This window comes from Micromonospora sp. C41 (assembly GCF_018070485.1).
Classification (GTDB): Bacteria; Actinomycetota; Actinomycetes; order Mycobacteriales; family Micromonosporaceae; genus Micromonospora; species Micromonospora chalcea.
Genome location: NZ_JAGPXP010000002.1, coordinates 152,212 through 176,706, shown reverse-complemented (window position 1 = coordinate 176,706; position 24,495 = coordinate 152,212). Strand labels below are relative to the sequence as shown.

Here is a 24,495-nt window from a genome sequence, read left to right as displayed (position 1 = left end):
CTTCCTCCGTCCAGAAGGCGAGAACAGCCCGTTCATGCCCCCACCGCACGCTGCGCCCAAACCCGCCCCGCGCCCGGCGGTCGAAACCCTGAGCCGAACGGTCACCGCGGTCCCGGCCCGTCATCACCCCACCACGGGCCGTCAGCCCTCGCCGGGGATGCGACCATGAGCAGGTGAAGATCCTGTCCATCCAGTCGTCGGTCGCCTACGGCCACGTCGGCAACTCCGCCGCCGTGTTCCCGCTGCAACGCCTCCGACACGAGGTCTGGCCGGTCCTGACCGTGCACTTCTCCAACCACACCGGCTACGGCGCCTGGCGCGGCCCCCTGCTCGCCCCCACCGACGTCGCCGACGTCATCGCCGGCATCGCCGACCGCGGGGTGCTCGGCACCGCCGACGCCGTCCTGTCCGGCTACCAGGGCGACCCCGCCGTCGGCGCGGTCATCCTCGACGCCGTCGCCCAGGTCAAAGCGGCGAACCCGGCCGCCCTCTACTGCTGCGACCCGGTCATGGGCGACGTCGGCCGCGGCATGTTCGTCCGCCCCGGCATCCCCGAGTACCTCCGCGACACCGTCGTCCCCCGCGCCGACATCGTCACCCCCAACCAGTTCGAGCTGGAGTTCCTCGCCGGCCGCACCACCGACACCCTCGACGACCTGCTCGCCGCCGTCGACACCGTCCGCGCCACCGGCCCCCGGCACGTCCTGGTCACCAGCGTCCTGCACGGCGACCTGCCCGCCGGGCACCTGGAAGTCGTCGCCGTGTCCGACGAGGGCGCCTGGGCCGTCACCACCCCGCTGCTGCCGATCGCCCCCAACGGCGGCGGCGACGTCACCGCCGCCCTCTACCTGGCGCACCTGGCCACCACCGGCTCACCGCAGACCGCGCTGGAACGCACCACAAACTCGATCTACGCGGTACTCGAGGCGACCCTCGACGCCGGCACCCGGGAACTGCAACTCGTCGCCGCCCAGGACGCCATCGCCGAGCCGCCCACCCGGTTCACCGCCCGCCGGCTGCGCTGACCGCCGCCCGGGTGCACCAGCCGCCCAGGTGCACCCGGGCGGCGACTCGCCGCTCGAACAGGTGGACGACACCACCGCCCAGCAGGCAGGATGCGGACGTGTCACCGCACCAGGGCACCGACGACCCCGCGTTCGCCCAACGGCTGCGCGACCTGACCCGGCTGCGCCGCGTCCGCGACCGCATCGACCGCGAGTACGCCAGCCCCCTCGACGTCGAAGCCCTCGCCCGCGGCGAGCACATGTCCGCCGGCCACCTCAGCCGCCAGTTCCGCCAGACCTACGGCGAGTCCCCGTACTCGTACCTCATGACCCGCCGCATCGAACGCGCGATGGCCCTGCTGCGCCGTGGTGACCTCAGCGTCACCGATGTCTGCTTCGCCGTCGGCTGTCAGTCCCTGGGCACCTTCAGCACCCGGTTCACCGAACTCGTCGGTGAACCGCCCAGCGCCTACCGCGCCCGTCACGCCCCCGACACCGCCGAGCCGCCCCCGTGCCTGACCAAACAGGCGACCCGACCGATCAGGAATCGAGAAGCCCGCACCGGCCGGCCACCGTTAGCGTGACCACCATGACGATCACCATTCACTACACGTTCCTGCCGCACACCGACGCCGACGCCGCCATCGCCTTCTACCGCGACACCCTCGGCTTCGAACTGCGCAACGACGTCGGCCAGGGCGACACCATGCGCTGGCTCACCGTCGGCCCACCGAACCAGCCCGAGACCGGCATCGTCCTGCACCCGCCGGCCGTCGACCCCGGCATCAGCGACGACGAGCGCCGCACCATCCTCGAACTCATCGCCAAGGGCAGCTACGGCGCGCTCACCCTCGCCACCGACGACCTCGACGGCCTGTTCGACCGGCTGGCGGCCAGCGGCGCCGACGTGGTCCAGGAACCCACCGAACAGCCCTACGGCGTGCGCGACTGCGCGTTCCGCGACCCCACCGGCAACCTCATCCGCATCAACGAGCGGCGCTGACGGCGCCCGCGGCGGACGCTGGCTCGACCGGAACACCCGACCCGGACGGAGAGACCATGAGCGAGGCCACCACCGGCCTGCACCGCGCCGACAGCCACGACGTCATCCGCGTCCTCGGCGCCCGCGAGAACAACCTGCGCGACGTCCACGTCGAACTGCCCAAACGCCGCCTCACGGTGTTCACCGGCGTGTCCGGCTCCGGCAAGAGCTCACTGGTCTTCGGCACCATCGCCGCCGAGTCCCAGCGCCTGATCAACGAGACCTACAGCGCCTTCGTCCAGGGGTTCATGCCCACCCTGTCCCGGCCCGAGGTCGACGTCCTGGAGGGCCTCACCACCGCCATCATCGTCGACCAGGAACGCATGGGCGCGGACCCACGCTCCACCGTCGGCACCGCCACCGACGTCAACGCGATGCTGCGCATCCTGTTCAGCCGCCTCGGTGACCCCCACATCGGCCCGCCCAACGCCTACTCGTTCAACGTCCCTTCCGTACGCGCCGCCGGCGCGATCACCGTCGAGCGGGGCCCCGGCAAGACCCAGACCAGGAAGGGCACCTTCAACCGCCTCGGCGGCATGTGCCCCCGCTGCGAGGGCCGCGGCGCGGTCACCGACTTCGACCTGACCGTCCTCTACGACGAGAAGCTGTCCCTCAACGAGGGCGCCATCACCATTCCCGGCTACAGCATGGACGGCTGGTACGGCCGCATCTTCCGCTCCAGCGGCCTGTTCGACCCGGACAAGCCGATCCGCGACTACACCAAGCGGGAACTGAGCGACCTGCTCCACAAGGAACCCACCAAGATCAAGGTCGACGGCATCAACGTCACCTACACCGGCCTGATCCCCGCCATCAGCAAGTCGATGCTCGCCAAGGACGTCGACGCCATGCAGCCGCACATCCGCGCCTTCGTCGAACGCGCCATCACGTTCACCACCTGCCCCGACTGCGACGGCACCCGCCTGGCCCCCGAGGCCCGCTCCTCGAAGATCAACGGCGTCAGCATCGCCGACGTCTGCGCCATGCAGATCAGCGACCTCGCCACCTGGGTACGCGACCTGCGCGAACCCTCCGTCGCCCCGCTGCTCAAGGCGCTGGGGGACACCCTCGACTCGTTCGTCGAGATCGGCCTGGGCTACCTCAGCCTCGACCGGCCCGCCGGCACCCTCTCCGGCGGCGAGGCCCAGCGCACCAAGATGATCCGCCACCTCGGCTCGTCCCTCACCGACGTCACCTACGTCTTCGACGAACCCACCATCGGGCTGCACCCGCACGACATCGCCCGCATGAACAACCTACTGCTGCAACTGCGCGACAAGGGCAACACCGTCCTCGTCGTCGAACACAAACCCGAAACCATCGCCATCGCCGACCACGTCGTCGACCTCGGCCCCGGCGCCGGCACCGCCGGCGGCACCATCTGCTACGAGGGCACCGTCGCCGGCCTGCGCGCCAGCGGCACCACCACCGGCCGCCACCTCGACGACCGCGCAACCCTCAAGGACAAGCCGCGTACGCCCACCGGCGCGCTGCCGATCCGCGGCGCCCGTACCCACAACCTGCGCGACGTCGACGTGGACATCCCCCTCGGTGTCCTGGTCGTGGTCACCGGCGTCGCCGGTTCCGGCAAGAGCAGCCTCATCCACGGCTCCCTGGCCAGACGCGACGACGTCGTCAGCGTCGACCAGACCGCCATCCGCGGCTCCCGCCGCAGCAACCCGGCCACCTACACCGGTCTGCTCGACCCCATCCGCAAGGCGTTCGCCAAGGCCAACGGCGTCAAACCCGCCCTGTTCAGCGCCAACTCCGAAGGCGCCTGCCCGACCTGCAACGGCGCCGGCGTCATCTACACCGACCTCGGCATGATGGCCGGCGTCGCCAGCACCTGCGAGGACTGCGAAGGCAAACGGTTCCAGCCCGCCGTGCTCGACTACCACCTCGGCGGCCGCGACATCAGCCAGGTCCTCGCCATGTCCGTCGACGAGGCCGAGATCTTCTTCAGCGACGGTGAGGCCCGCACCCCGGCCGCCCACACCATCCTCGACCGGCTCGCCGACGTCGGCCTCGGCTACCTCACGCTCGGCCAGCCGCTGACCACGCTGTCCGGCGGGGAACGCCAGCGCCTCAAGCTCGCCACCCGGATGGGGGACAAGGGCGGCGTGTACGTCCTGGACGAACCCACCACCGGCCTGCACCTGGCCGACGTCGCCCAGCTGCTCGGCCTGCTCGACCGGCTCGTCGACGCGGGCAAGTCCGTCATCGTGATCGAGCACCACCAGGCGGTCATGGCGCACGCCGACTGGATCATCGACCTCGGCCCGGGCGCCGGTCACGACGGCGGCCGGATCGTCTTCGAGGGCACCCCGGCGGATCTGGTGGCCGCCCGGTCCACGCTCACCGGCGAACACCTCGCCGACTACGTCGGCGCCTGACCGCCGTTCCCCGCTGAGACCCCCGGCCGCGCCGCGGACCTCAGCGGGACAGACCGGCCATCCGGGCCGGCGGCGCCGTGCCGGGCTCCACCAGGCCGCACTGGTACGCGGCCACCACCGCGTGCGTCCGATCCCGCAGCCCCAGCTTCGTCAGCACCCGGCTGACGTGCGTCTTGACAGTCGCGTCGCCCAGCACCAGATGCTCGGCGATCTCCCGGTTCGACATCCCGTACGCCATCAGCACCAGCACCTCCCGTTCCCGCGGGGTGAGCCGGCGCATCTGCACCGGGGTGGGCAGTCCCGGGTCGGGCCGGGCGGCGAGGTCGTCGAGCAGCCGCCGGGCCACCGCCGGATCCAGCCACGCCTCGCCGTCGGCCACCGCCCGGATCGCCGACACCAGCTCGGCGGGCGCGGCGTCCTTGAGCACGAAACCGGACGCGCCCGCCCGCAACGCGGCGTGCACCGCCTCGTCCACGTGGTACGTGGTCAGCATGATGATCCGTACCGGCTGCTGCGGGTCGTCGATGAGCTGCTCGTCGGCCATCAGCCTGGTCGCGGCCAACCCGTCGGTGCCGGGCATCCGCACGTCCATCAGCACCACGTCCGGGCGCAGCCGCCGACTGACCTCCACGGCCTGCGCCCCGTCGTCGGCCTCGGCGACGACCTCGATGTCAGGTTCGTTGGTGAGCAGCATCGCGAGTCCCGCCCGTACGAGCGGCTGGTCGTCGGCGAGCAGCACCCGGATCATGAAGGCTCCCGTCGTCGGCGGCCGGGACAGTGGCCCCACCACATGATCATCGACGCCGGCGGCGGCGGCCACCCTGATGTCGCACAGCGGACACGCCGTTCACCCGACAGCCGGCGCCCCGCCGTCACCGGAGGCCGCCACCAGGTCGCCGTGCTGCGCGACCGGCAGCGTCGCGCTCACCCGGAACCCGCCCTCGGCACGCGGCCCGGCGACCAGACGACCGCCGACACGCTCCAGCCGCTCGGCGAGGCTGGCCAGCCCGTTACCGGTCGACAGTCCCGCCGCCGCGCCCGCCTCGCGGCCCGAGCCGTCGTCGTCGACGCGCAGCAACAGCACCCGCTCCTGCCACCCGAAATGAACAGTCGCGCAGGCCCGCCGGCCGACGTGCTTGAGCGTGTTCGTCAGGCTCTCCTGCACCGTCCGGTACGCCGCCAGCTCGATACTCGGATCCAGCGGCCGAGGGCTGCCGGACACCGACATCGTCACCGTCAGCCCCGCGCACCGCATCGACGTCAGCAGCACCTCGATGTCGTCCAGCCGCGGCTGCGGACCCGGCTCACCGTCGCCCACCGGCCCCGACTCGGCCCGCATGACCGCCAGCAGCCGCCGCAACTCCGCCATCGCCTGCTGCCCGGCCTGCTGGATGTGCAGCAGCGCCTCCCGGGTCCGCTCCGGATCGGACGCGCTGATCCGCGCCGCGCCGGCGGCCTGCAACACCATCACCGTCACCGAGTGGGACACCACGTCGTGCAGCTCCGCGGCGATCCGGCGACGCTCCAACGCCACCGCCTCCGCCCGCGCCACACGCCGCTCCCGCTCCAACTGGGCCACCCGCCGCCGGTGCCGCCGCACCACCGACCCGGCCGCCCACGCAGCCGCGTAGATGAGCGCGAACATCAACGCGGTCACCACGAACTCCCCGGCCCGCGCGCCCGCACTCGGCTCCACCCGGAACGAGTCGAACGCGCTGAGCAGGCTCCGCGCGCACGCCGCCGCGTACGCCGCCGCCGACACCACCAGCGGCCGCAACGCCGCCACCGTGTACAACGCCACGATCAGGCCCGCCCACGGCCGGTAGTCGTGCAGCAGGAACCACATCGCCACGCCGTGCACGCACTCGAACGCGAACACCGCGACCGGCGCGCGGGCCCGCCACCACAGGGCGCCGACCGACAACACCGCGGCGAGCACCTGCAGCCACTGCCGGGCCGGGCCGACCGGCTCGCTCTGGATCACCACGGACGACGCCGTGAACAGGTCGAGCAGGCCCAGCACCGGCAGCAGCAGAAGATCGTGACGCCACCATCTCGCCGCCCGCGCCGGGGCGGACGGCGCCACCGCACCGGTCACCGACGTCATCGTCGGATCAGGAGTTTTCCGTAGGGCAGCCGATGCCGAACAACCGGCACGTCCAAGACAGCGGCGAGCCGTCGCCGTCACCGCCGCCGTCACCGTCCGGCGACGGCGTGGCCGCGCCCACCCGGTGCGTGGTCACCGGCACCGCCGTCCGGCCCGGCGCACCCGCCCGGCCCGCCCCCACCAGCACGACCGGCGCCACGACGTCGGCCGCCGCGTCCGCGGCCACCCGCCACCGCCCGTCCGCGTCGTCGGCGAGCATCGCCAACACCCGCCGCACCGCCAAGGCATCAGTGCCGTGCCCACCGGGAACCGTCGCACCGGCCAGCGACACCATCACCAGGTCCGCCCCGTCACGGTGCAACACCGACACCTCGGCGACAGCGAGCGACCGCGCGTCCCCGCCGGCCACCCCCACCAGACGCACCGCGTCGCCGGAACGCGCCCGGCCCGCACCCACCGTCCTCAGCAGACACCGCCGTCCGTCCAACGGCACCCCACGCGCGACGGTCACCCACCCCGCCGGCCGCTGCGCCTGCAGGAACACCACCACCGGCGGCGACTGAACCTCGGTCCTCATCACAGACCTCCACAGAAGGAAATGCGGGCGAACAGCCCGCGTACGCGAGAAATTCTGGTCCACACCGGCCCGCCGGACGTCCCCGTACCGGGTGACATCCGGTGTCACCTTCCAGACGGACCCCCGACGCCCACCACCGGGCCGCGACGGACCCCGAACCTCGCCCCACGGCCGGACGCCAGGACCGGCCGGCTACCACCACGATGGAACCAGTCCAGGCGACAACGGCAACACACCGAACCGCCCCGGACACCCAACCCATTCGTCACGGCCGCGAGGTTTGCCATGCCCACGCCCGGAGCGTTCCTGATCGCCGACCCGGTCCACGTCGACTCACCGGCGTACGTCGCCGACACGGCGAGCCGGTTCCCGCTGGCCGACCAGACCCCGCCCGACGGCTGGCGCGTCGCCGAACACGGCGGCTGGATCATGTGGCACCCGCCGCAGGCGCAGCTGCCCCAGCAGGGCTGGAAAGTCCACGTGTCGGTGAACCTCGACGACGCCGCCGACGTCCTCGACCTGGTACGCGAACACTGCGTGACCCACCGGGTCGCCTTCAAGTTCCAACGCAGCCGCCGCCTCGCCCTGGTCAACAACGAGAAGTACGCCCACCGCGCCGGCAGCGGCAAACTCGCCGCCCTCTACCCGGCCGACGACGCCGCCCTGCGCCGCGTCCTCGACGACCTCGGCGCCCGCCTCGCCGGCTACCGCGGCCCCTACGTCCTCAGCGACCTGCGCTGGCACGACGGACCCCTCTACCTGCGCTACGGCGGATTCGCCGAACTCTGGTGCGTCGACGGCGACCAGCCCGTCCCCGCCGTCGCACGCCCCGACGGAACCCTCGTCCCCGACCGCCGCGAACCCGTCTTCACCGTGCCCGACTGGGCCCCCGTGCCCGACTTCGTCGCCGAACACATCGCCGCCGTCGCCGCTGTCGACGCGCAGACGGACGACGAACCGCCCTACCGCATCGAGGAAGCCCTGCACCACTCCAACGCCGGCGGCGTCTACCGCGCCACCGACCTGCGCGACGGCCGCACCGTCGTCCTGCGCGAAGCCCGCCCGCACGCCGGACTCGACGGCGCCGGAACCGACGCGCTCACCCGCCTGCGCCGCGAAGAGACCATGCTGCGGCGCCTCGCCGGCCTCGACTGCGTCCCCCAACTACTCGACTGCCTCACCTGGTGGGAACACCAGTTCCTGGTCGAGGAGCACGTCGACGGCGACACCCTCCAACACCACCTCGCCATGCGGCACCCACTCATCCACCCCGACCCCACCGAGCAGGACCTTACCGACTACACCACCTGGGCACTCGACGTCATCGACCAGGTCCAGGCAGCCCTGGCCCGGATACACGCCAGGGGAGTGGTCTTCGGCGACCTGCACACCGCCAACATCATGATCCGCCCCGACGGCCGGATCGTGCTCGTCGACTTCGAACAGGCGTACCTCGCCGACGAGGACTTCACCCCCTCACTGGGCGACCCCGGCTTCGCCACCCCCCGCATCCGCCGAGGCACCGCCGTCGACACCTACGCCCTCGCCTGCCTGCGCCTCGCCGTCTTCGTACCACTGACACCACTCGCCGCCCTGAGCGACGACAAGTTCGACGACCTCCTCACGATCGCCCGGCGCTTCCCGCTACCACCCGGATACCTCGACCGCATCCGCGACGACCTGCGCACCGCACTGCACCCACCCACGCCCGGCCGCCGCCGCGTCACCCGCCACCAGTGGTCCGCCGACCCGCGCCAGCTGATCGAATCCCTGGCCGCCGGCATCCGCGCCACCGCCACACCACACCGCACCGACCGGCTCTTCCCCGGCGACCCCGGCCAGTTCCCGCACGGCGGCGCCACCCTCGCGCACGGCGCCGCCGGCATCATCTGGGCACTCGTCACCACCGGCGTCGACTACCCCGAACGCGACGAACACCTCGACTGGCTCACCCGCGCCGCCCACCGCCTACCCGCCGCCCACCTCGGCCTCTACGACGGCCTCGCCGGCATCGCCGCCCTCCTCGACCGCACCGGACGCCACGACGACGCCGACGAACTGCTCGACCGATGTCGCACCGGCCTGCACCACCGCTACGGCCCCGGCCTGCACAGCGGCCTCGCCGGCATCGGACTCGCCCTGCTGCGCCCCGGCCGACCCGCCCCCGACGACGCCCTGCACATCGGCGACCGACTCGCCCGCACCCTCACCGGCGACACCACGCAACCCGTACCCGAACCCACCCGCCCCGGCCTGCTCCACGGCTGGTCCGGCCCCGCGACCTTCCTCACCCGCCTGCACGAAGCCACCGGCGACCCCGCCTGGCTCCGCGCCGCCCGCACCGCCCTGCGCCGCGACCTGCAACACACCGTCCGCGACGACAACGGCAACCTCCACGTACGCGACGGCGCACGACGGCTGTTCTACCTCGACGAAGGCAGCGCCGGCATCGCCGTCGCCGCCCACACACTGCTCCGCCACGGCGAACGCCAGTGGCTGCGCGACATCGTCACCACCGTCCGCCGCACCATCGACGTCGAATTCGTCCTGCTGCCCGGCCTCTTCCACGGCCGCGCCGGACTCCTCGCCACCGCCGCCCTGCTCACCGACGACCCACCGCGCCGCGCCACCCCGCACGGCCCCGTCGGACTCGTCCGCGACGACGCGCCCCACCACGTCCCCGCGCACCTGACCCGCCTCGCCTGGCACGCCTACGCCCTCGACGGCCACCTCGCGTTCCCCGGCGACACCCTGCTGCGCATCTCCACCGACCTCGCCGCCGGCGGCGCCGGAATCCTGTCCGCCATGCACGCCGCGCTGCACCGCACCGCCGTGACGCTGCCCTTCCTCGACGCGCCCACACACGTCGCACCCACCGGCCACCTCCTCGCCGCGAGCTGAACCCCGCCCGGCGCCCACAGACCCCGTCGGAACCACCGACGGTCAACCCACCACACCCGAGAAGGAGGTGAACCCCCATGACGAAGCTCCTCAACCTGCAGGCCATGGCCACGCAGAACGGCACCCGCCACGCGGTCCCGCCGCAGTCCAGCAGCATCAGCATCGCCTGCTGCAACGGCTGAGACGGCAGTGGCGAACGGGCCACCAGCCCCAGCCACACCTGATCCGCCTGGCGACCCGGGCGGGCGGCCACCGCCCGCCCGGGTCCGTCGTCAACCCGGCCCGGTGAAGCCGGCATCCCGCCCGCCACCACGCACACGGAGCCCCCATGCCGCCCACCGGCCTACGACACAACCGCGACTTCCTCCTCATCACCGTCGCCCGCACCGCGTCGAAACTCGGCACCCAGGTCACCGCCGTCGCCACGCCGCTGCTCGTCCTGCTGACCACCGGCTCCGCCACCGACGCCGGCCTCGTCGCCTTCGCCGAAGGCATCGCCCTGGTCCTCGTACTCCTGCCCGCCGGCCTGCTCGCCGACCGCCGCGACCGGCGCATCCTCATGCTCTGCTGCGACGCCGGCGCGCTGCTCGCCGTCACCGGCGTCACCGTGCTCGCCCTCGTCGGACACGCGCCAGTCCTGCTCATCGCCGTCCTCGCCGCCGCCACCGCCGGCCTCGGCGCCGCGCTGCAACCCGCCGCCGCGGCCGCCACCCGCGCCGTCGTCCCAGCCCGGGACCTGCGTACCGCCACCGTGTTCAACGAGACCCGCAACGGCGTCGTCCACCTCGCCGGCCCGCCGCTCGGCGGCTTCCTGTTCGGCCTCGCCCCGGCACTGCCGTTCCTCGTCGACGCGCTCTCGTACGCCGTCTCCCTGGTCGCCGTGGCCCTGCTGCGCGGCCCACTCGGCCGGTCGGCGACCACGCCGGGGGAGTCCCTGCCCCGGCAGGCCGTAGCCGGGGTCCGTTTCCTGTGGCGGCAACCGTCGCTGCGGTTCACGCTGCTCTGCGGCGCCGTCCTGAACTTCGCGTTCGCGGGCGTCCTGCTGGCGATCATCGTCGTGCCGGTCCGCAACGGCGCCTCCGGCCTGTCCGCCGGAACCGTCATGGCATGCGTCGGCCTCGGCGCCGTCGCCGGATCACTCGTCGCGTCCTGGCTGACCGCCCGGGTACCCACCCGCTGGCTGGTCCTCGCCGTCGTCTGGGCCTGCGCCGTGCTGACCGCCGCGATGGCCACCACCGACAACGGACTGGTCCTGGGCGCGCTGGCCGGCGCCTGCGTCCTGGTCGTACCGGCCGCCAACATCAGCATGCTGACCCTCCAGACCCTGCTCACCCCCGGCGACCTGCAGGGGAGAGCGAACGCCGCGACCAGCTTCATCGCGCTGATCGTGGCGCCGTTCGGCCCGGCCCTGTCCGGCCTGCTGATCGACCGCGTACCGGCGCCGGTGGTGTTCGGCAGCTTCGCGGCCGTCATGCTGGCGCTCGCCGTCGGCGCGGCCGTCGCGCCCGCCGTACGCGCCATGCCCGACCTGCGGGCCGTCGAGGATGCCCCGGAGCCCGGCGAGGCCGAGCGCCGCGACCCGCAGCCGGTCTGAGCTGATCTTCGTACCGGCAGGCAGGGGAGAGGTGCTGGTCTTTCCGGGGACGTTCGGATGATCACGAGAGCGCCTCGCCCGTGCCACCATGTAGGGCCCCTCCCAGGACAGGCCACAAGGGACGAGGTGCCGGCATGGAGCTGCGTAGGAGCCGAGAGAAGCTGTGGAGGGGCCTCACGGTCTTCGGAGTCGGCGCGCTCCCGCTGCTGTACCACACTTCCGCGTCGACCGGACGATGGATCCTTCTCGGCCTCTGGCTGGTGTCGGCCGGCCTGTTCGTCGCCTACCAGCTCAGGCCGTTCCGGTTCCGCATCGGAGCCGACGGACTGGATCTGCGGGTCGCCGGGCTCAACCGGCTCGTGGCATGGGCCGAGATCGACGCTGTCGTGCTCGACCAGCCGCTACCGTCCCGTGGCCGGAACCAGAGAGCCGCAAAGGTGCTGCTGGTGCCGGCCACCGCAGCGACGATCGACCGTCCGCTCACCAGCCGGAGCCCGCTCACCAGCCGGAGCCCGGTCGACGGGCGGCCGGCCCTGAAGCTGCTCGACCTCGATCAGGTGCGGCAGCCGGCGGACGACGTGGCGGACGCCCTGGCCCGGTTCGGGGCAGGGCGATTCGCAGACGTCCGGCAGCAGGCCCCGGAACTGTCCGACGACGCGGATACGCCGGACACGGAGGCCCTGACGTTGTTGGCCGACCTGACACCGCGAGTCCAGAAGGCGCTCGACTCGGGGCAGGTGTCGCAGCGGCAGGCGGTCAAGGCAGAGGTGGACGCGGCACTCGCGAGACTGCAGGCCGGAGGTCACCAGCCACGGCTGGCCGCGCTTCTGAAGGTCATGTCGGACACCCTCGGCGAAGACGTAAAGCCCTCCTGAGCCGCGATTCGATAATGCACATTATGTCAAGTAGAGCTCCGGCGCGCCTCCCCGGACGTCCTCGCGAGGCGGCTGACCTTCCGGGGCTTGGAGGTCCGGCCGGCTGCCCCGTCGCACCGCACACCTAGGCGCGGCCCGCCGACGCCGCACTCTCAACCCATCCACCGCTCCGGCGATCATGAGGTTGACCGCGAATGCTGTCCCATTTGTCGCCGCCAACCTCATGATCGCCGGAGCAGAGAGGGCGCCGGCCCTCTTTCGCCCGCTCTCCCTGGCGCCGACCGAGTGTCGACGGGCGTCACTGCCGCCACTTCGCCGAGGTGGCAGCATCGGAGCGCCTGGTTGCCGCCACTTCGGCGAAGTGGAGTTGATCATCGACCGATCGACCTCGCTCCCCCCGGGGAAAGCCTCCTGGCGGGAACCTGGCGGGAACGCGAGAATCATGCATAATATCCCTTATGCATGACAAACCGGACGAAACGGTAGGCGCTCTGATCGAGGAGTTCCTGACCGCCCGGGCCACCCGCAAGCCCTCCCCCCACACCCTGGCCGCGTACCGGCGGGATCTGACCGCGGTGGCCGAGCTGATCGCCGCCGACGGCGACGCCACTCCCCTCCCCCTGGACCGGGTCGCGGTCAGCTCCCTCTCCCCCAGGGTGATGCGCGCGGCGTTCGCGCGGTTCGCCGCTCCCCGCGCCGCCGCGTCGGTCCATCGTGCCTGGTCGACGTGGAACAGTTTCTTCACGTTCCTGGTGGCCGAGGGCGTCGTACCGGGCAATCCGATGCCGGCGGTGGGGCGACCCCGTACGCCGCTCCCCCGGCCCAAACCGCTGCGGGGCGAGGACACCCCGGAGGAGCTGCTGGCGGCGGTGGCCCGGGCGGAGGGCCGGCAGCGTGACCCGTGGCCGGAGCGCGACCTGGCGGTGCTGGCGCTGGCGTTGTGCGCCGGGTTGCGCCTGTCGGAACTGCTGGCGCTGCGGGTGTCGTCGGTGGCGGGTCGCGACGGCGAGCGGCGGGTGGACGTGACGGGCAAGGGCGGGCGGCCGCGTACGGTGCCGATCGAGGATGCCGTGGACCGGGTGCTCACGGGTTATCTGGACAGCCGGCGGCTCCGGTTCGGGGCGCGCAGTGTGCGGCTGGACGCTGCGTTCCTGGTGGACCGCCAGGGTGAGGCGTTGCGGCGGGGTGGGCTGCAGTACCTGGTGGAGTCGTGTTACCGGCGGGCGGGCATCGGTGACCGCGTGCCCCGGGGCGCGCGGTTGCACGCGCTGCGGCACACGTTCGCGACGCGGTTGGCGGAGGACGGGGCGAGCGCGGCGGAGATCATGCGGTTGCTGGGGCATGCGTCGTTGGCGTCGTCGCAGACATACATCGAGGTGACGGCGGGTCAGCAGCGGGCGGCGGTGGCGGCGAACCGCACCAATCGGGCGTTGTCGGGGTTGGCGCCGCCGCGGTGAGGGCCGCGCGGCGGTCTGCCGGGCTGGCAGGATCGGGCGGATGCGGGTGGGTGCGGCGCGGGCGGTGGCGGCCGGGTGGGTACGGGAGCGGATGCGCGTCGATCCGGCGATCGAGGGGGCGTTCTTCAGCGGGTCGACTGTGGGGTTGCCGGACGAAGCGTTGTTGCCGCCGTGGTCGGACGTGGACGTGTTGCTGGTGCGCCAGGAGCCCGGTGTGAAGGTGGGCAAGTTCGTGCATCGGGGGGTGCTGCTGGAGGTCAGCACGATCACGTGGGCGGAGTTGGGCGGCCCGGAGGATGTGCTGGGGTCGTGGGTGTTCGCGCCGATGTTGCGTACCGATGGGGTGATCGCGGATCCGTCGGGCCGGTTGGGCGCGGTGCGGGAGCGGGTGGCAGCGGGGTTCGCGGATCCGGTGTGGGTGCGGGCGCGGTGTGCGGGTGTGCGGCGGCGGATCGAGGCCGGGTTGCGGGCGGTCGACGCCGAGCTGCCAACCGCGGAGCAGGTGTTGGCGTGGGTGTTCCCGACGTCGTTGCTGGCGGTGTGGCCGGCGGTGGCGGGGCTGGTGGATCCGACGGTGCGGCGGCGGTACGTGCGGGCGGAGCGGGTGTTGTCGCGGTTCGGGTTCGCCGGTCGGTATCCGGGGTTGCTGGACACGCTCGACGGCGGCGGGGTGGGGTTGGGTCCGGCGCGGGTGCGGGCGCATCTGGCCGGGTTGGCGGTGGTGTTCGAGGAGGTGGCGCGGTTGCCGCGGGAGGGGTTCGCGTTCGGGGCGGATCTGGGTGCGGCGGGGCGTCCGGTGGTGTTCGACGGTGCGGTTGAGCTGATCGAGGCGGGCCAGCATCGGGAGGCGATGTTCTGGGTGCTGGTGACGTACGCGCGGTGTCATGTGGTGTTGGGCACGGTGGCACCGGAGCGGGAGCGGGCGTTGCGGCCGGCGTTCCAGGCGGTGCTGGCGGATCTGGGTGTGGCGTCGGCGGCGGATCGGCGGCGGCGGGCGGACGGTCTGCTGGCGGCGTTGCCGGGGTGGCAGGTGGTGGTGGATGCGGTGGCGGCGGAGGCTGTGGCAGGCTGAGGGGGAACGCGACTGGCGGCACGGGGATGGGTGAACCATCGGGGAGCTCGTCGTGGGGGTCGACCGCCTGGGCCCCTGCGGGCGAGGTGTCGTATGTCTTCTGCGCGGTTGTTGCCGGGTGCTCCGGTGGCGGAGCGGGTGTTGTCGGAGGTCGCCGCGTCGGTGGCCGAGTTGCGTGCGGCGGGGGTGACGCCGGCGCTGGCGACGGTGCTGGTGGGTGACGACGACGCGAGCGCGGGTTATATCCGGATCAAGCAACGCCAGGCGGCGGAGTTGGGTTTCGTGTCGCCGCACGTGCATCTGCCGGCGTCGGCGTCGCAGGCGGATCTGCATGCGGTGCTGGCGGATTTCAACGCGGACGCCACGGTCCACGGGGTGCTGGTGCAGTATCCGATCCCGGGTCATCTGGACTACGACCGGGCGTTGGCGGTGCTGGATCCGGACAAGGACGTGGACGGGATGCATCCGGTGAACATGGGCCGGCTGGCGTTGGGGTTGCCGGGTCCGTTGCCGTGTACCCCGGCGGGGATCGAGGCGTTGCTGGCGTTCCACGGTGTGCCGGTGGCGGGCCGGGAGGTGGTGATCCTGGGCCGGGGTGCGACGTTGGGTCGGCCGCTTGCGATGTTGCTGGCGCAGAAGCGGCCGACGGCGAACGCTGCGGTGACTGTGGTGCACACGGGGGTGGCGGACTGGCCGCGGTACACGCGGCGGGCGGAGATCCTGATCGCGGCGGCGGGGGTGCCGGGGATCGTGCGGCCGGAGCATGTGCGTCCGGGTGCGGTGGTGGTCGGTGGTGGGGTGCGGTACGAGGGGCGGCGGTTGTTGCCGGACGTGGACGAGTCGTGTGCCGAGGTGGCGGGTGCGATCACGCCGCGTGTGGGCGGGGTGGGTCCGACGACTGTGGCGATGTTGTTCCGTAACGCGGTGGACGCGGCGCGGCGGCAGGCCGGGCTGGGTTGAGCGTCAGCCGAGGTCGACGACGAGGGGCCGGTGGTCGGAGATGGTGGCCAGCGGTGTGTGGACGGCGGTGACGGGTGGGAGCCGGTCGAGTGCGTGCCGGTCGGCGAGGATGTGGTCGAGTTGGACGCGGGGTTGCCCGGCCGGGTAGGTGGGGCGGCGGGCGAGGGGTCGCCAGCGGGTGAGCGCGGCGGCGGGTCCGGCGGGCAGGTTGAGGTCGCCGAGCAGGATCCGGGGTGCGGGCAGGGCGCGCAGGGCGCGGATGACGCGGCGTAGTTGCCAGACGTTCCAGCCGGGGACGAAGGACAGGTGGGTGGCGGCGACGGTGAGGGGGCCGTGGGGGGTGTCGAGGACGGCGGCGAGCACGACGCGGGGTTCGTCGCGGAGCAGGATGAGGCCGCCGCCGGGTCCGGGTGCGTAGATGGGTGAGCGGACGGGGGCGGCACGTAGGCGGGTGACCTGCCAGGAGCGGACGGGGTGGCGGCTGATCAGGCCGATGCCGTAGAGGGGTTCGCCGTGGCCGTCGTCGTCGTGGGTGAGGGGGCGGAACTGTTCTCCGGGGGTGCCGACGACGGCGGCGGCGAAGCGGTGGTGGTCGGCGTGCAGGGCGCGGGCGGCCAGGGCGGTGAGGTCGAGTTTGCCGCTGCGGGTCTGGTCGCGGTCGACTTCCTGGAGGGCGAGGACGTCGGCGTCGAGGGCGGTGACGGCGGCGGTGAGCCGGTCGGGGTCGACGAGTCCGTCGGTGAGGGATCGGCCGTGCAGCAGGTTGAAGGTGGCCAGGCGCACCTGGACACCCTACGTCGTCGTGGCAGTCTTGCCGGGTGCTGAGACTGTTGTGCTGTTCGATGCTGGTGTTCGTGGCGGTGGGGTCGGTGGGGGTGTGGTTGCGGCGTCGTCGGGGCCGGTGAGGCTTGCCACAGGTGGCGTTGTCGCTGGTGGCGGGGTGGGCAGAATGCGGCGGTGGATGCCCTGTCGTTGACGACGTTGCTGACCGCTGCCCTTGTCGCGGGGTGGGTGGACGCGGTGGTGGGTGGCGGTGGTCTGTTGTTGTTGCCGGCGTTGCTGGTGGCGGCGCCGGGTGTGCCGGTGGCGACGGCGTTGGGCACGAACAAGCTGGCGGCGATTTTCGGTACGTCGACGGCGGCGGTGACGTATGCGCGGCGGACGAAGCTGGACTGGGGTGTGGCGGGTCCGGCGGCGGGGTTGGCGGTGCTGACGGCGGGGTTGGGTGCGGCGCTTGCGGGTGCGGTGCCGGGTGGCGCGTACCGGCCGGTGGTGCTTGTGGTGCTGGTGGCGGTGGCGGTGTTCGTGATGGCGCGGCCGTCGCTGGGTGTGGTGTCGTCGCCGCGGCGCACGCCGGGGCGGGTGGTGGTGGCGGTGGCGGTGGCCGGGTTGGGCATCGCCCTGTACGACGGGTTGATCGGTCCGGGTACGGGCACGTTTCTGGTGTTGGCGTTCACGGCGATTTTGGGTTCGGATTTCGTGCACGCGTCGGCGATGGCGAAGGTGGTGAACGCGGGTACGAATCTGGGTGCGCTTGTGGTGTTCGGGTTGACGGGGCACGTGTGGTGGGCGTTGGGTGCGGCGATGGCGGTGTGCAACGTGGTGGGGGCGGCGGTGGGCGCGCGGATGGCGTTGCGGCGGGGTGCGGGGTTCGTGCGGGTGGTGCTGCTGGTGGTGGTGCTGGCGTTGGTGGCCCGGTTGGGTTACGACCAGTGGTTGGCGGGCTGATCGCGGTGGCGGTGCGGGCGGAGCACGATCGGGCGGTGCTGGCGGGTCTGCTGGGCCGGGATCCGGTGTTGCAAGTTGGGTGATCTGGACGATTTCTTCTGGCCGTACACGTCGTGGTTCCGGCGTGGCGACCAGGTGGTGTTGCTGTATCACGGGGTGGAGTTGCCGACGTTGCTGGCGTTCGCGGCGCCGGATCGGGTGCCGGAGTTGGCGGGGTTGCTGGCGGAGGCGGCGCCGGTGTTGCCGGCGCGGATGTGGGCGCACCTGTCCCCCGGTCTGGAGGCGGTGGTGGGCCGCTGGTTCGTGGTGTCGGAGGCGGCGGCGCATCACCGGATGGCGTTGACGGATCCGGGTCGGTTGGCGGCGGTGCCGGCGGTGGGTGAGCCGTTGGGGCCGGCGGACGCGGCGGAGCTTTCCGGGTTGTACGCGGTGGCGTATCCGGGGAACTGGTTCGATCCGCGGATGCTGGACACGGGCCAGTACGTGGGTGCGCGGGAGCGGGGCCGGCTGGTGGCGGTGGCGGGGGTGCACGTGTTCTCGCCGCGCTGGCGGGTGGCGGCGCTGGGGAACGTGACGACGCATCCGGACGTGCGGGGTCGGGGTCTGGGCGCGGGGGTGGTGGCGGCGTTGTGCGCGCGGCTGCGCACGTCGGTGGATCACGTGACGCTCAACGTGCGGGCGGACAACGCGGCGGCGGTGCGGCTGTACGAGCGGTTGGGGTTCTCCCGGGTTGCCGGGTTCACCGAGTGCGCGTTGACGTCAGCGGCCGCGGCTGGGTGAGTCGAACCGGCCGGCGCGGATCTCGCGCAGGGCCCGGCGGCGGGTGTCGCCGCGCAGGGTGTCGACGTAGAGGCGTCCGCGCAGGTGGTCGGTCTCGTGTTGCAGGGCGCGGGCGAGGAAGCCGCTGCCGGTGATGGTGAGGGGTTCGCCGTGCTGGTCGTAGCCGTGGGCGGTGGCGTGCAGGGCGCGGGGGGTCGGGAAGTACAGGCCGGGGATGGACAGGCAGCCCTCGTCGTCGTCCTGGAGTTCGTCGGACAGTTCCAACGTGGGGTTGATCATGTGGCCGCGCCGGCCGTCGGCGTCGTAGACGAACACCTGGGCGTTGACGCCGATCTGGGGCGCGGCGACGCCGGCGCGTCCGGGTGCGCCGAGCAGCGTGTCCATCAGGTCGGTGACGAGGGCGCGCAGTTCGGCGTCGAAGCTGGTGACGGGTTCGCTGGGGGTGCGCAGCACGGGGTCGCCGATGATCCGGATCGGGCGCATAGTCATGTCCGGAAGGCTATCCGTTGCTTACCGCGCGGTGGGGGGCACCCGCCGGGGCGGCGACGCTCGTAGGGTGTGCGGACACCGACGCTGGGAGGCCGCCGCATGTATCCGCCGATCGAGCCGTACGCCCACGGGATGCTGGACGTCGGGGACGGGCAGCGCGTGTACTGGGAGACGTGCGGTAATCCGGACGGCCGGCCGGCGCTTGTGGTGCACGGCGGCCCGGGTTCGGGCGCGGGCGCGGGGTGGCGGCGGCTGTTCGACCCGGCCGCATACCGGGTCGTGTTGTTCGACCAGCGTGGCTGTGGGCGCAGCACTCCCCTGGCGTCGGATCCGGCCACGGACCTGTCGGTGAACACCACCGGGCATCTGCTGGCCGACATGGAGGTGCTGCGCGCGCACCTGGGGATCGACAGGTGGCTGCTGTGCGGCGCGTCGTGGGGGTCGTCGCTGGCGCTGGCGTACGCGCAGCGGCACCCGCAGCGGGTCAGCGCGCTGGTGCTGTTCAGCGTGGTCGCCAACACCAGCCGGGAGATCGAGTGGTTGACCCGGGACATGGGCCGGGTGTTCCCACAGGAGTGGGCGCGGTTCCGTGACGGGGTGCCGGAGGCCGACCGGGACGGTGACCTGTCGGCGGCGTACGCGCGGCTGCTCGACGACCCGGACCCGGCGGTGCGGGAGCGGGCGGCGCGGGACTGGTGCGACTGGGAGGACGTGCACGTGTCCCTCGCGGGCGGGTACGCGCCGGATCCGCGGTTCGCCGATCCGGTGTTCCGGTACGGGTTCGCCCGGCTGGTGACGCACTACTTCGCGAACCGGGGTTTCCAGCCGGACGGGCAGGTGCTGCGCGACGCGGGCCGCCTGGCGGGGATTCCGGGGGTGCTGGTGCAGGGCCGGCTGGATGTCAGCGGCCCGCCGGACATCGCCTGGCTGCTGACCCGGGACTGGCCTGATGCGCGGCTGGAGATCGTGGAGTCCGGCGGGCACGGCGGCGGGCACGGCATCAGCGAGCGGGTGGTCGCCGCCCTGGACGCGTTCGCCGCCGGCTGAGCCGCCGCGCACGGCCGCTACCGGCCGGCGAGCAGGGCGCGGATCGGGGCGGCCTTGGCGGCGGCCTCGGCGACCTCGGCGGCCGGGTCGCTGTCCCAGGTGATGCCGCCGCCGGCCCACAGGTGCAGCAGGTCGCCGTCGGCGGCGGCGGTGCGGATGGTCAGGCCCAGGTCGAGGCGGTCGCGTCCGACCCAGCCGAGCGCGCCCATGCTCGCGCCGCGTCCGACCGGCTCCAGCGCGGCGATCTGCGCCAGCGCGGCGCGTTTGGGCGCGCCGGTGACCGAGCCGCCGGGGCAGACCGCGCGCAGCAGGTCGGCCAGGCCGAGGCCGTCGGCGGGCGCCGCGGACACCGTGGACTCCGCCTGCCACAGGTCACACCAGCGGCGTACGGCGAACAGCTCGTCGACGCGCACCGAGCCGGTGCGGGCGACGCGGGCCAGGTCGTTGCGTTCCAGGTCGACGATCATGACGTGTTCGGCGCGTTCCTTGGCGGAGGCGAGCAGCTCGCGGCGGCCGGCGGGGGTGGCCGGGCGGGTGCCCTTGATGGGGCGGGTGACCAGGCGGCCGTGTTCGACGGCGATGAGGGTTTCCGGGGAGGCGCAGCCGAGCGCCCAGCCGGGGCCGTGCAGGGTGCCGCCGTAGCGGGCGCCGGGTAGCGCGGCGAGGCGGGCCAGCGCCGGCCGGGGGTCGCCGGTGTACGGGGCGGCGGCGTGGCCGACGAGGTTGGTCTGGTAGACGTCGCCGCGGGCGATGGCGGCGCGGACCGCGTCGACGGCGGCGGCGTGCGCGGCCGGGGTCCAGCTGTCGCGCCACGGTCCGAGCCGCCACCCGCCGGCGTGGGCCGGTGGCGGGGTCGGCGGGGGCCGATCGGTGTGGTGGTAGACGACCACGACCAGGTCGGGCAGCGTCGGCGCGGGGCTCGGCGCGCCGGGCGACACGCCGAGGGTGTACGCGCCGGCGGCGGCGGACAGGTAGAGCGCCGCGCCGCAGACCGCGTCGTCGGGGTCGTGGCGGCCGGGGCGGGTGAGGTCGTCGCGGGTGACGCCGTGCGCGGCGAGGAAGCGTTGTGCCAGGTCAGCGGGGTCGCCGCCGTCGGTGGCGGACCAGTGCAGGCGGGCCGTCTCGACCAGTCGGCGACGGCATCCGGGCGGGGCGCCGGGGGTATCGACCTCCACCTGTGGGAGCGCTTCCACAACGTCTGGCCCGTTACGGGTCATCCGTTCAGCCCATTCTCGGTGAACAAGACGCATCCTTGCTCGTTGCCGCTCAGTTTTCCTTGGTACTGTGCGTCACTGGTCATGTGAACCATGACACAGTGCCCCCACAGTCCGGAGAACCCGATGTGTCAGCACCAGCCCACCTGCCCCTCCGCCGACGCGACCGACCGCGAGGCCGCCCGCGTCCTCGCCTGCTTCCCTGAGCAGGGCTGGAGCCTGCTCTGCAACGGTGTCATCGTCTTCGAGGACACCGGTGAGCTGCTCCCCGACGGACGCACCATCGCCCCGCACCGGGGTCCGGCCCGTCACGCTCTCGTGGCCTGAGCCATCACGCAGCGTCAGTGAGCGTACGCGCCGGTCATGACCGGCCGGCGCGCCGGCCGGGGCGGCGAGAGCCCACCGCCCCGGCGTTCGCCGCTCAGTCCTCGAACGCCTCCGGCGCGGGACACGAGCAGACCAGGTTCCGGTCGCCGTACGCGCCGTCGACGCGCCGCACCGGAGGCCAGTAGCGGCCCGCCCGGTCCACGCCCGCCGGGTAGGCGCCCACCGACCGCGGGTACGGGTGCGGCCACTCGTCGGCCGACACCATCGCCGCGGTGTGCGGCGCGTTGGACAGCGGGTTGTCCCCCGCCGGCCACTCCCCCGAGCCGACCTTGTCGATCTCCGCCCGGATCGCGATCATCGCGTCGCAGAACCGGTCCAGCTCGGCCAGGTCCTCACTCTCGGTCGGCTCCACCATCAGCGTCCCGGCCACCGGGAACGACATCGTCGGCGCGTGGAAGCCGTAGTCGATCAGCCGCTTCGCCACGTCGTCGACGCTCACCCCGGTGGCCTTGGTCAGCGGACGCAGGTCCAGGATGCACTCGTGCGCGACCAGGCCCTTGTTGCCGGCGTACAGCACCGGGAAGTGGTTACGCAGCCGAGCCGCCACGTAGTTCGCGGCCAGGACGGCCACGCCGGTGGCGCGGGCCAGCCCGTCGGCGCCCATCATCCGCAGGTACGCCCACGGGATCGGCAGGATCCCCGCCGACCCGTGGTTGGCCGCCGAGATCGCCGGCCGCCCGTCGGCGCGGGCGCCGAGGGGGTCGCCGGGCAGGAACGGCGCCAGGTGCGAACGCACCGCCACCGGCCCGACGCCGGGGCCGCCGCCGCCGTGCGGAATGCAGAACGTCTTGTGCAGGTTCAGGTGCGACACGTCCGCGCCGAACCGGCCCGGCTTGGCGAACCCGACCAGCGCGTTGAGGTTCGCGCCGTCGACGTACACCTGACCGCCGGCGTCGTGGACCTTCGCGCACAACTGCGCGATGCCGGTCTCGTACACGCCGTGCGTCGACGGGTACGTCACCATGATCGCGGCGAGCGCGTCCCGGTGCTTGTCGATCTTCGCGTCGAGATCGACCAGGTCGACGTTGCCGTCGGCGTCGCAGCCGACCACCACGACCCGCATGCCGGCCATCACGGCGGACGCGGCGTTGGTGCCGTGCGCCGACGACGGGATCAGGCACACGTCGCGGTGGGCCTCGCCGCGCTCGCGGTGGTAGCCGCAGATCGCCAGCAGCCCGGCCAGCTCACCCTGCGACCCGGCGTTGGGCTGCACGCTGACCGCGTCGTAGCCGGTGACCTCGGCCAGCCAGCCCTCCAGCTGCGCGATCAGCTCCCGGTACCCGGTGGTCTGCGCGTGCGGCGCGAACGGGTGCAGGTGCGCGAACTCCGGCCAGGTGATCGGTTCCATCTCGGTGGTGGCGTTGAGCTTCATCGTGCACGACCCCAGCGGGATCATGCCGCGGTCCAGCGCGTAGTCGAAGTCGGCCAGGCGGCGCAGGTAGCGCAGCATCGCCGTCTCCGAGTGGTGGCTGTGGAACACCGGGTGGGTGAGGAACTCCGACGTGCGGGCCAGCCCGCCGGGCAGGGCCGCGTCCACCTCGCCGTCGAACCCGTCGACGCCGAACGCCGCCCACACCGCCTGCAGGTGCGCGGGCGTGGTGGTCTCGTCGCAGGAGATGCCGACCCGGTCGGCGTCGACCAGCCGCAGGTTCACGTTGCGCGCCGCCGCGGCGGCCACCACGTCGGCGGCCCGGCCCGGCACGGTCGCGGTGACGGTGTCGAAGAACGCGACGTCCGCGACCCGCACGCCGCCGGCGCGCAGCCCGGCCGCGAGCCGCGCCGCCGCCTCGTGGGTACGCCGGGCGATGGCGCGCAGCCCGTCCGGGCCGTGGTAGACGGCGTACATGCCGGCCATCACGGCGAGGAGCACCTGCGCGGTGCAGATGTTGCTGGTCGCCTTCTCCCGCCGGATGTGCTGCTCGCGGGTCTGCAACGCCAGCCGGTACGCCGGGTTGCCGTCGACGTCGCGGGACACCCCGACCAGGCGGCCCGGCAGCATCCGCTCCAGCCCGGAGCGCACCGCCAGGTAGCCGGCGTGCGGCCCGCCGAAGCCCATCGGCACACCGAAGCGCTGGGTGGTGCCGGCGGCGATGTCGGCGCCGATCTCGCCCGGCGGGCGCAGCAGCGTCAACGCCAGCAGATCCGCGGCGACCGTCACCAGCGCGCCCACGCCGTGCGCCGCGTCGACCAGCGCCCGGTCGTCGCGGACCGCGCCGGACGCGCCCGGGTACTGCAGGTGCAGGCCGAAGAACTCCGCCGGCAGCTCGTCGCGCTCCACGTCGATCACCCGCACGTCGATGCCGAGGGGCTCGGCGCGGCTGGTGATCACCGCGACGGTCTGCGGCAGCGCGTCGGCGTCGACCACGTACACCGGGCTCTTGCTCTTGGACGCGCGGCGCGCGAGGGTCATCGCCTCGGCCGCGGCGGTGCCCTCGTCGAGCATCGAGGCGTTCGCGGTGGCCAGACCGGTCAGGTCGGTGACCATGGTCTGGAAGTTCAGCAGCGCCTCCAGCCGGCCCTGGCTGATCTCCGGCTGGTACGGCGTGTACGCGGTGTACCAGGCGGGGTTCTCCAGCACGTTGCGGCGGATCACCGCCGGGGTGTGCGTGCCGTGGTAACCCAGACCGATCATGGACACGGCGACGGTGTTGCGGGACGCGAGGGCGCGCAGCTCGGCGATCGCCTCCCGCTCGCTGGCCGGGGCGGGCAGGTCCAGGGTGCCGTGCCAGCGGATCACCTCGGGGATCGCGGCGTCCATCAGCTCGTCGACGGAGCCGTAACCGACGGCCTCCAGCATCCGGCGCTCGTCGGCCGGGCCGGGGCCGATGTGCCGGTCGGCGAACTGCTCTGCGGTCATGCGCTGCGCTC

21 protein-coding genes are annotated in these 24,495 nt (G+C 72.9%); 14 read left to right on the top strand and 7 right to left on the bottom strand.

Going from position 1 to position 24,495, the window contains the following annotated elements:
• The first annotated feature begins 173 nt into the window (after nt 1-173).
• From pdxY to KBX43_RS03010, 4 genes are all read left to right on the top strand, one after another.
• Entirely contained in the window at nt 174-1,025 is an 852-nt protein-coding gene (gene pdxY / locus KBX43_RS03025) for a pyridoxal kinase PdxY (RefSeq protein WP_043324020.1), read from the top strand.
• 98 nt (nt 1,026-1,123) lie between these two features.
• Complete coding sequence (locus KBX43_RS03020; RefSeq protein WP_043324018.1) at nt 1,124-1,588, top strand: helix-turn-helix transcriptional regulator; 465 nt, start codon at nt 1,124-1,126, stop codon at nt 1,586-1,588.
• Between the two features lie 5 nt (nt 1,589-1,593).
• The gene (locus KBX43_RS03015; protein WP_043330132.1) at nt 1,594-2,007 is read left to right on the top strand and encodes a VOC family protein; all 414 of its coding nucleotides are present in this window, start codon (nt 1,594-1,596) and stop codon (nt 2,005-2,007) included.
• 56 nt (nt 2,008-2,063) lie between these two features.
• On the top strand, nt 2,064-4,439 hold the full coding sequence (locus KBX43_RS03010) for an excinuclease ABC subunit UvrA (RefSeq protein ID WP_064445959.1): 2,376 nt from the start codon (nt 2,064-2,066) through the stop codon (nt 4,437-4,439).
• A gap of 40 nt (nt 4,440-4,479) precedes the next feature.
• Here the strand turns inward: KBX43_RS03010 and KBX43_RS03005 are convergent, their stop codons facing one another.
• The 3 genes from KBX43_RS03005 to KBX43_RS02995 all read right to left on the bottom strand — a co-directional run bounded on the left by KBX43_RS03005 (nt 4,480) and on the right by KBX43_RS02995 (nt 7,123).
• A complete protein-coding gene (locus tag KBX43_RS03005) occupies nt 4,480-5,187 on the bottom strand; it encodes a response regulator transcription factor (RefSeq protein ID WP_043324014.1) in 708 nt (235 codons plus the stop codon).
• Between the two features lie 99 nt (nt 5,188-5,286).
• On the bottom strand, nt 5,287-6,537 hold the full coding sequence (locus KBX43_RS32015; RefSeq protein ID WP_210882883.1) for a sensor histidine kinase: 1,251 nt from the start codon (nt 6,535-6,537) through the stop codon (nt 5,287-5,289).
• A 16-nt stretch (nt 6,538-6,553) separates the two neighbouring features.
• Nucleotides 6,554-7,123 carry a hypothetical protein gene (locus KBX43_RS02995; RefSeq protein ID WP_210882881.1) on the bottom strand — a complete coding sequence of 190 codons (570 nt, stop codon included), beginning with the start codon at nt 7,121-7,123 and terminating at the stop codon, nt 6,554-6,556.
• Between the two features lie 285 nt (nt 7,124-7,408).
• Between KBX43_RS02995 and lanKC the strand changes: the two genes are divergently transcribed.
• The 6 genes from lanKC (at nt 7,409) to KBX43_RS02965 (ending at nt 15,982) form a co-directional block, all read left to right on the top strand.
• Entirely contained in the window at nt 7,409-10,024 is a 2,616-nt protein-coding gene (lanKC, locus tag KBX43_RS02990; RefSeq protein WP_210882873.1) for a class III lanthionine synthetase LanKC, read from the top strand.
• 328 nt (nt 10,025-10,352) lie between these two features.
• Nucleotides 10,353-11,618, top strand: a complete 1,266-nt coding sequence (locus KBX43_RS02985; protein WP_210882871.1) for an MFS transporter — start codon at nt 10,353-10,355, stop codon at nt 11,616-11,618.
• A gap of 134 nt (nt 11,619-11,752) precedes the next feature.
• The gene (locus KBX43_RS02980) at nt 11,753-12,493 is read left to right on the top strand and encodes a hypothetical protein (protein WP_210882869.1); all 741 of its coding nucleotides are present in this window, start codon (nt 11,753-11,755) and stop codon (nt 12,491-12,493) included.
• Nucleotides 12,494-12,951: 458 nt separating this feature from the next.
• Nucleotides 12,952-13,950 (top strand): tyrosine-type recombinase/integrase, encoded by a 999-nt coding sequence (locus KBX43_RS02975; protein ID WP_210882867.1) that lies wholly within the window; start codon nt 12,952-12,954, stop codon nt 13,948-13,950.
• A gap of 40 nt (nt 13,951-13,990) precedes the next feature.
• On the top strand, nt 13,991-15,022 hold the full coding sequence (locus KBX43_RS02970; RefSeq protein ID WP_210882865.1) for a hypothetical protein: 1,032 nt from the start codon (nt 13,991-13,993) through the stop codon (nt 15,020-15,022).
• A gap of 93 nt (nt 15,023-15,115) precedes the next feature.
• Nucleotides 15,116-15,982: a bifunctional 5,10-methylenetetrahydrofolate dehydrogenase/5,10-methenyltetrahydrofolate cyclohydrolase gene (locus tag KBX43_RS02965; RefSeq protein WP_064445951.1), complete on the top strand. Its 867-nt coding sequence runs from the start codon at nt 15,116-15,118 to the stop codon at nt 15,980-15,982.
• Between the two features lie 3 nt (nt 15,983-15,985).
• Here the strand turns inward: KBX43_RS02965 and KBX43_RS02960 are convergent, their stop codons facing one another.
• Nucleotides 15,986-16,765, bottom strand: a complete 780-nt coding sequence (locus KBX43_RS02960; protein WP_210882863.1) for an endonuclease/exonuclease/phosphatase family protein — start codon at nt 16,763-16,765, stop codon at nt 15,986-15,988.
• A gap of 174 nt (nt 16,766-16,939) precedes the next feature.
• On the opposite strand from KBX43_RS02960, the gene KBX43_RS02955 reads away from it, so the two are divergent.
• Both KBX43_RS02955 and KBX43_RS02950 read left to right on the top strand, forming a co-directional pair.
• Nucleotides 16,940-17,710, top strand: a complete 771-nt coding sequence (locus KBX43_RS02955) for a TSUP family transporter (RefSeq protein WP_176722890.1) — start codon at nt 16,940-16,942, stop codon at nt 17,708-17,710.
• Nucleotides 17,711-17,785: 75 nt separating this feature from the next.
• Nucleotides 17,786-18,490: a GNAT family N-acetyltransferase gene (locus KBX43_RS02950; protein WP_247677083.1), complete on the top strand. Its 705-nt coding sequence runs from the start codon at nt 17,786-17,788 to the stop codon at nt 18,488-18,490.
• Here KBX43_RS02950 and def read toward each other — a convergent pair.
• A complete protein-coding gene (gene def / locus KBX43_RS02945) occupies nt 18,470-18,979 on the bottom strand; it encodes a peptide deformylase (protein WP_064445948.1) in 510 nt (169 codons plus the stop codon). The genes KBX43_RS02950 and def overlap by 21 nt on opposite strands.
• Before the next feature lie 99 nt (nt 18,980-19,078).
• Here def and pip point away from each other — a divergent pair, with 99 nt between their 5' ends.
• Nucleotides 19,079-20,026 (top strand): prolyl aminopeptidase, encoded by a 948-nt coding sequence (pip, locus tag KBX43_RS02940; protein ID WP_210882855.1) that lies wholly within the window; start codon nt 19,079-19,081, stop codon nt 20,024-20,026.
• Between the two features lie 17 nt (nt 20,027-20,043).
• On the opposite strand, the gene KBX43_RS02935 is transcribed toward pip, so the two are convergent.
• Nucleotides 20,044-21,243, bottom strand: a complete 1,200-nt coding sequence (locus tag KBX43_RS02935) for a chorismate-binding protein (protein WP_210882853.1) — start codon at nt 21,241-21,243, stop codon at nt 20,044-20,046.
• A 123-nt stretch (nt 21,244-21,366) separates the two neighbouring features.
• Between KBX43_RS02935 and KBX43_RS02930 the strand changes: the two genes are divergently transcribed.
• Nucleotides 21,367-21,567, top strand: a complete 201-nt coding sequence (locus tag KBX43_RS02930; RefSeq protein WP_013286363.1) for a DUF5999 family protein — start codon at nt 21,367-21,369, stop codon at nt 21,565-21,567.
• Between the two features lie 94 nt (nt 21,568-21,661).
• On the opposite strand, the gene gcvP is transcribed toward KBX43_RS02930, so the two are convergent.
• On the bottom strand, nt 21,662-24,484 hold the full coding sequence (gene gcvP / locus KBX43_RS02925) for an aminomethyl-transferring glycine dehydrogenase (protein ID WP_210882851.1): 2,823 nt from the start codon (nt 24,482-24,484) through the stop codon (nt 21,662-21,664).
• Between the last annotated feature and the right edge of the window lie 11 nt (nt 24,485-24,495).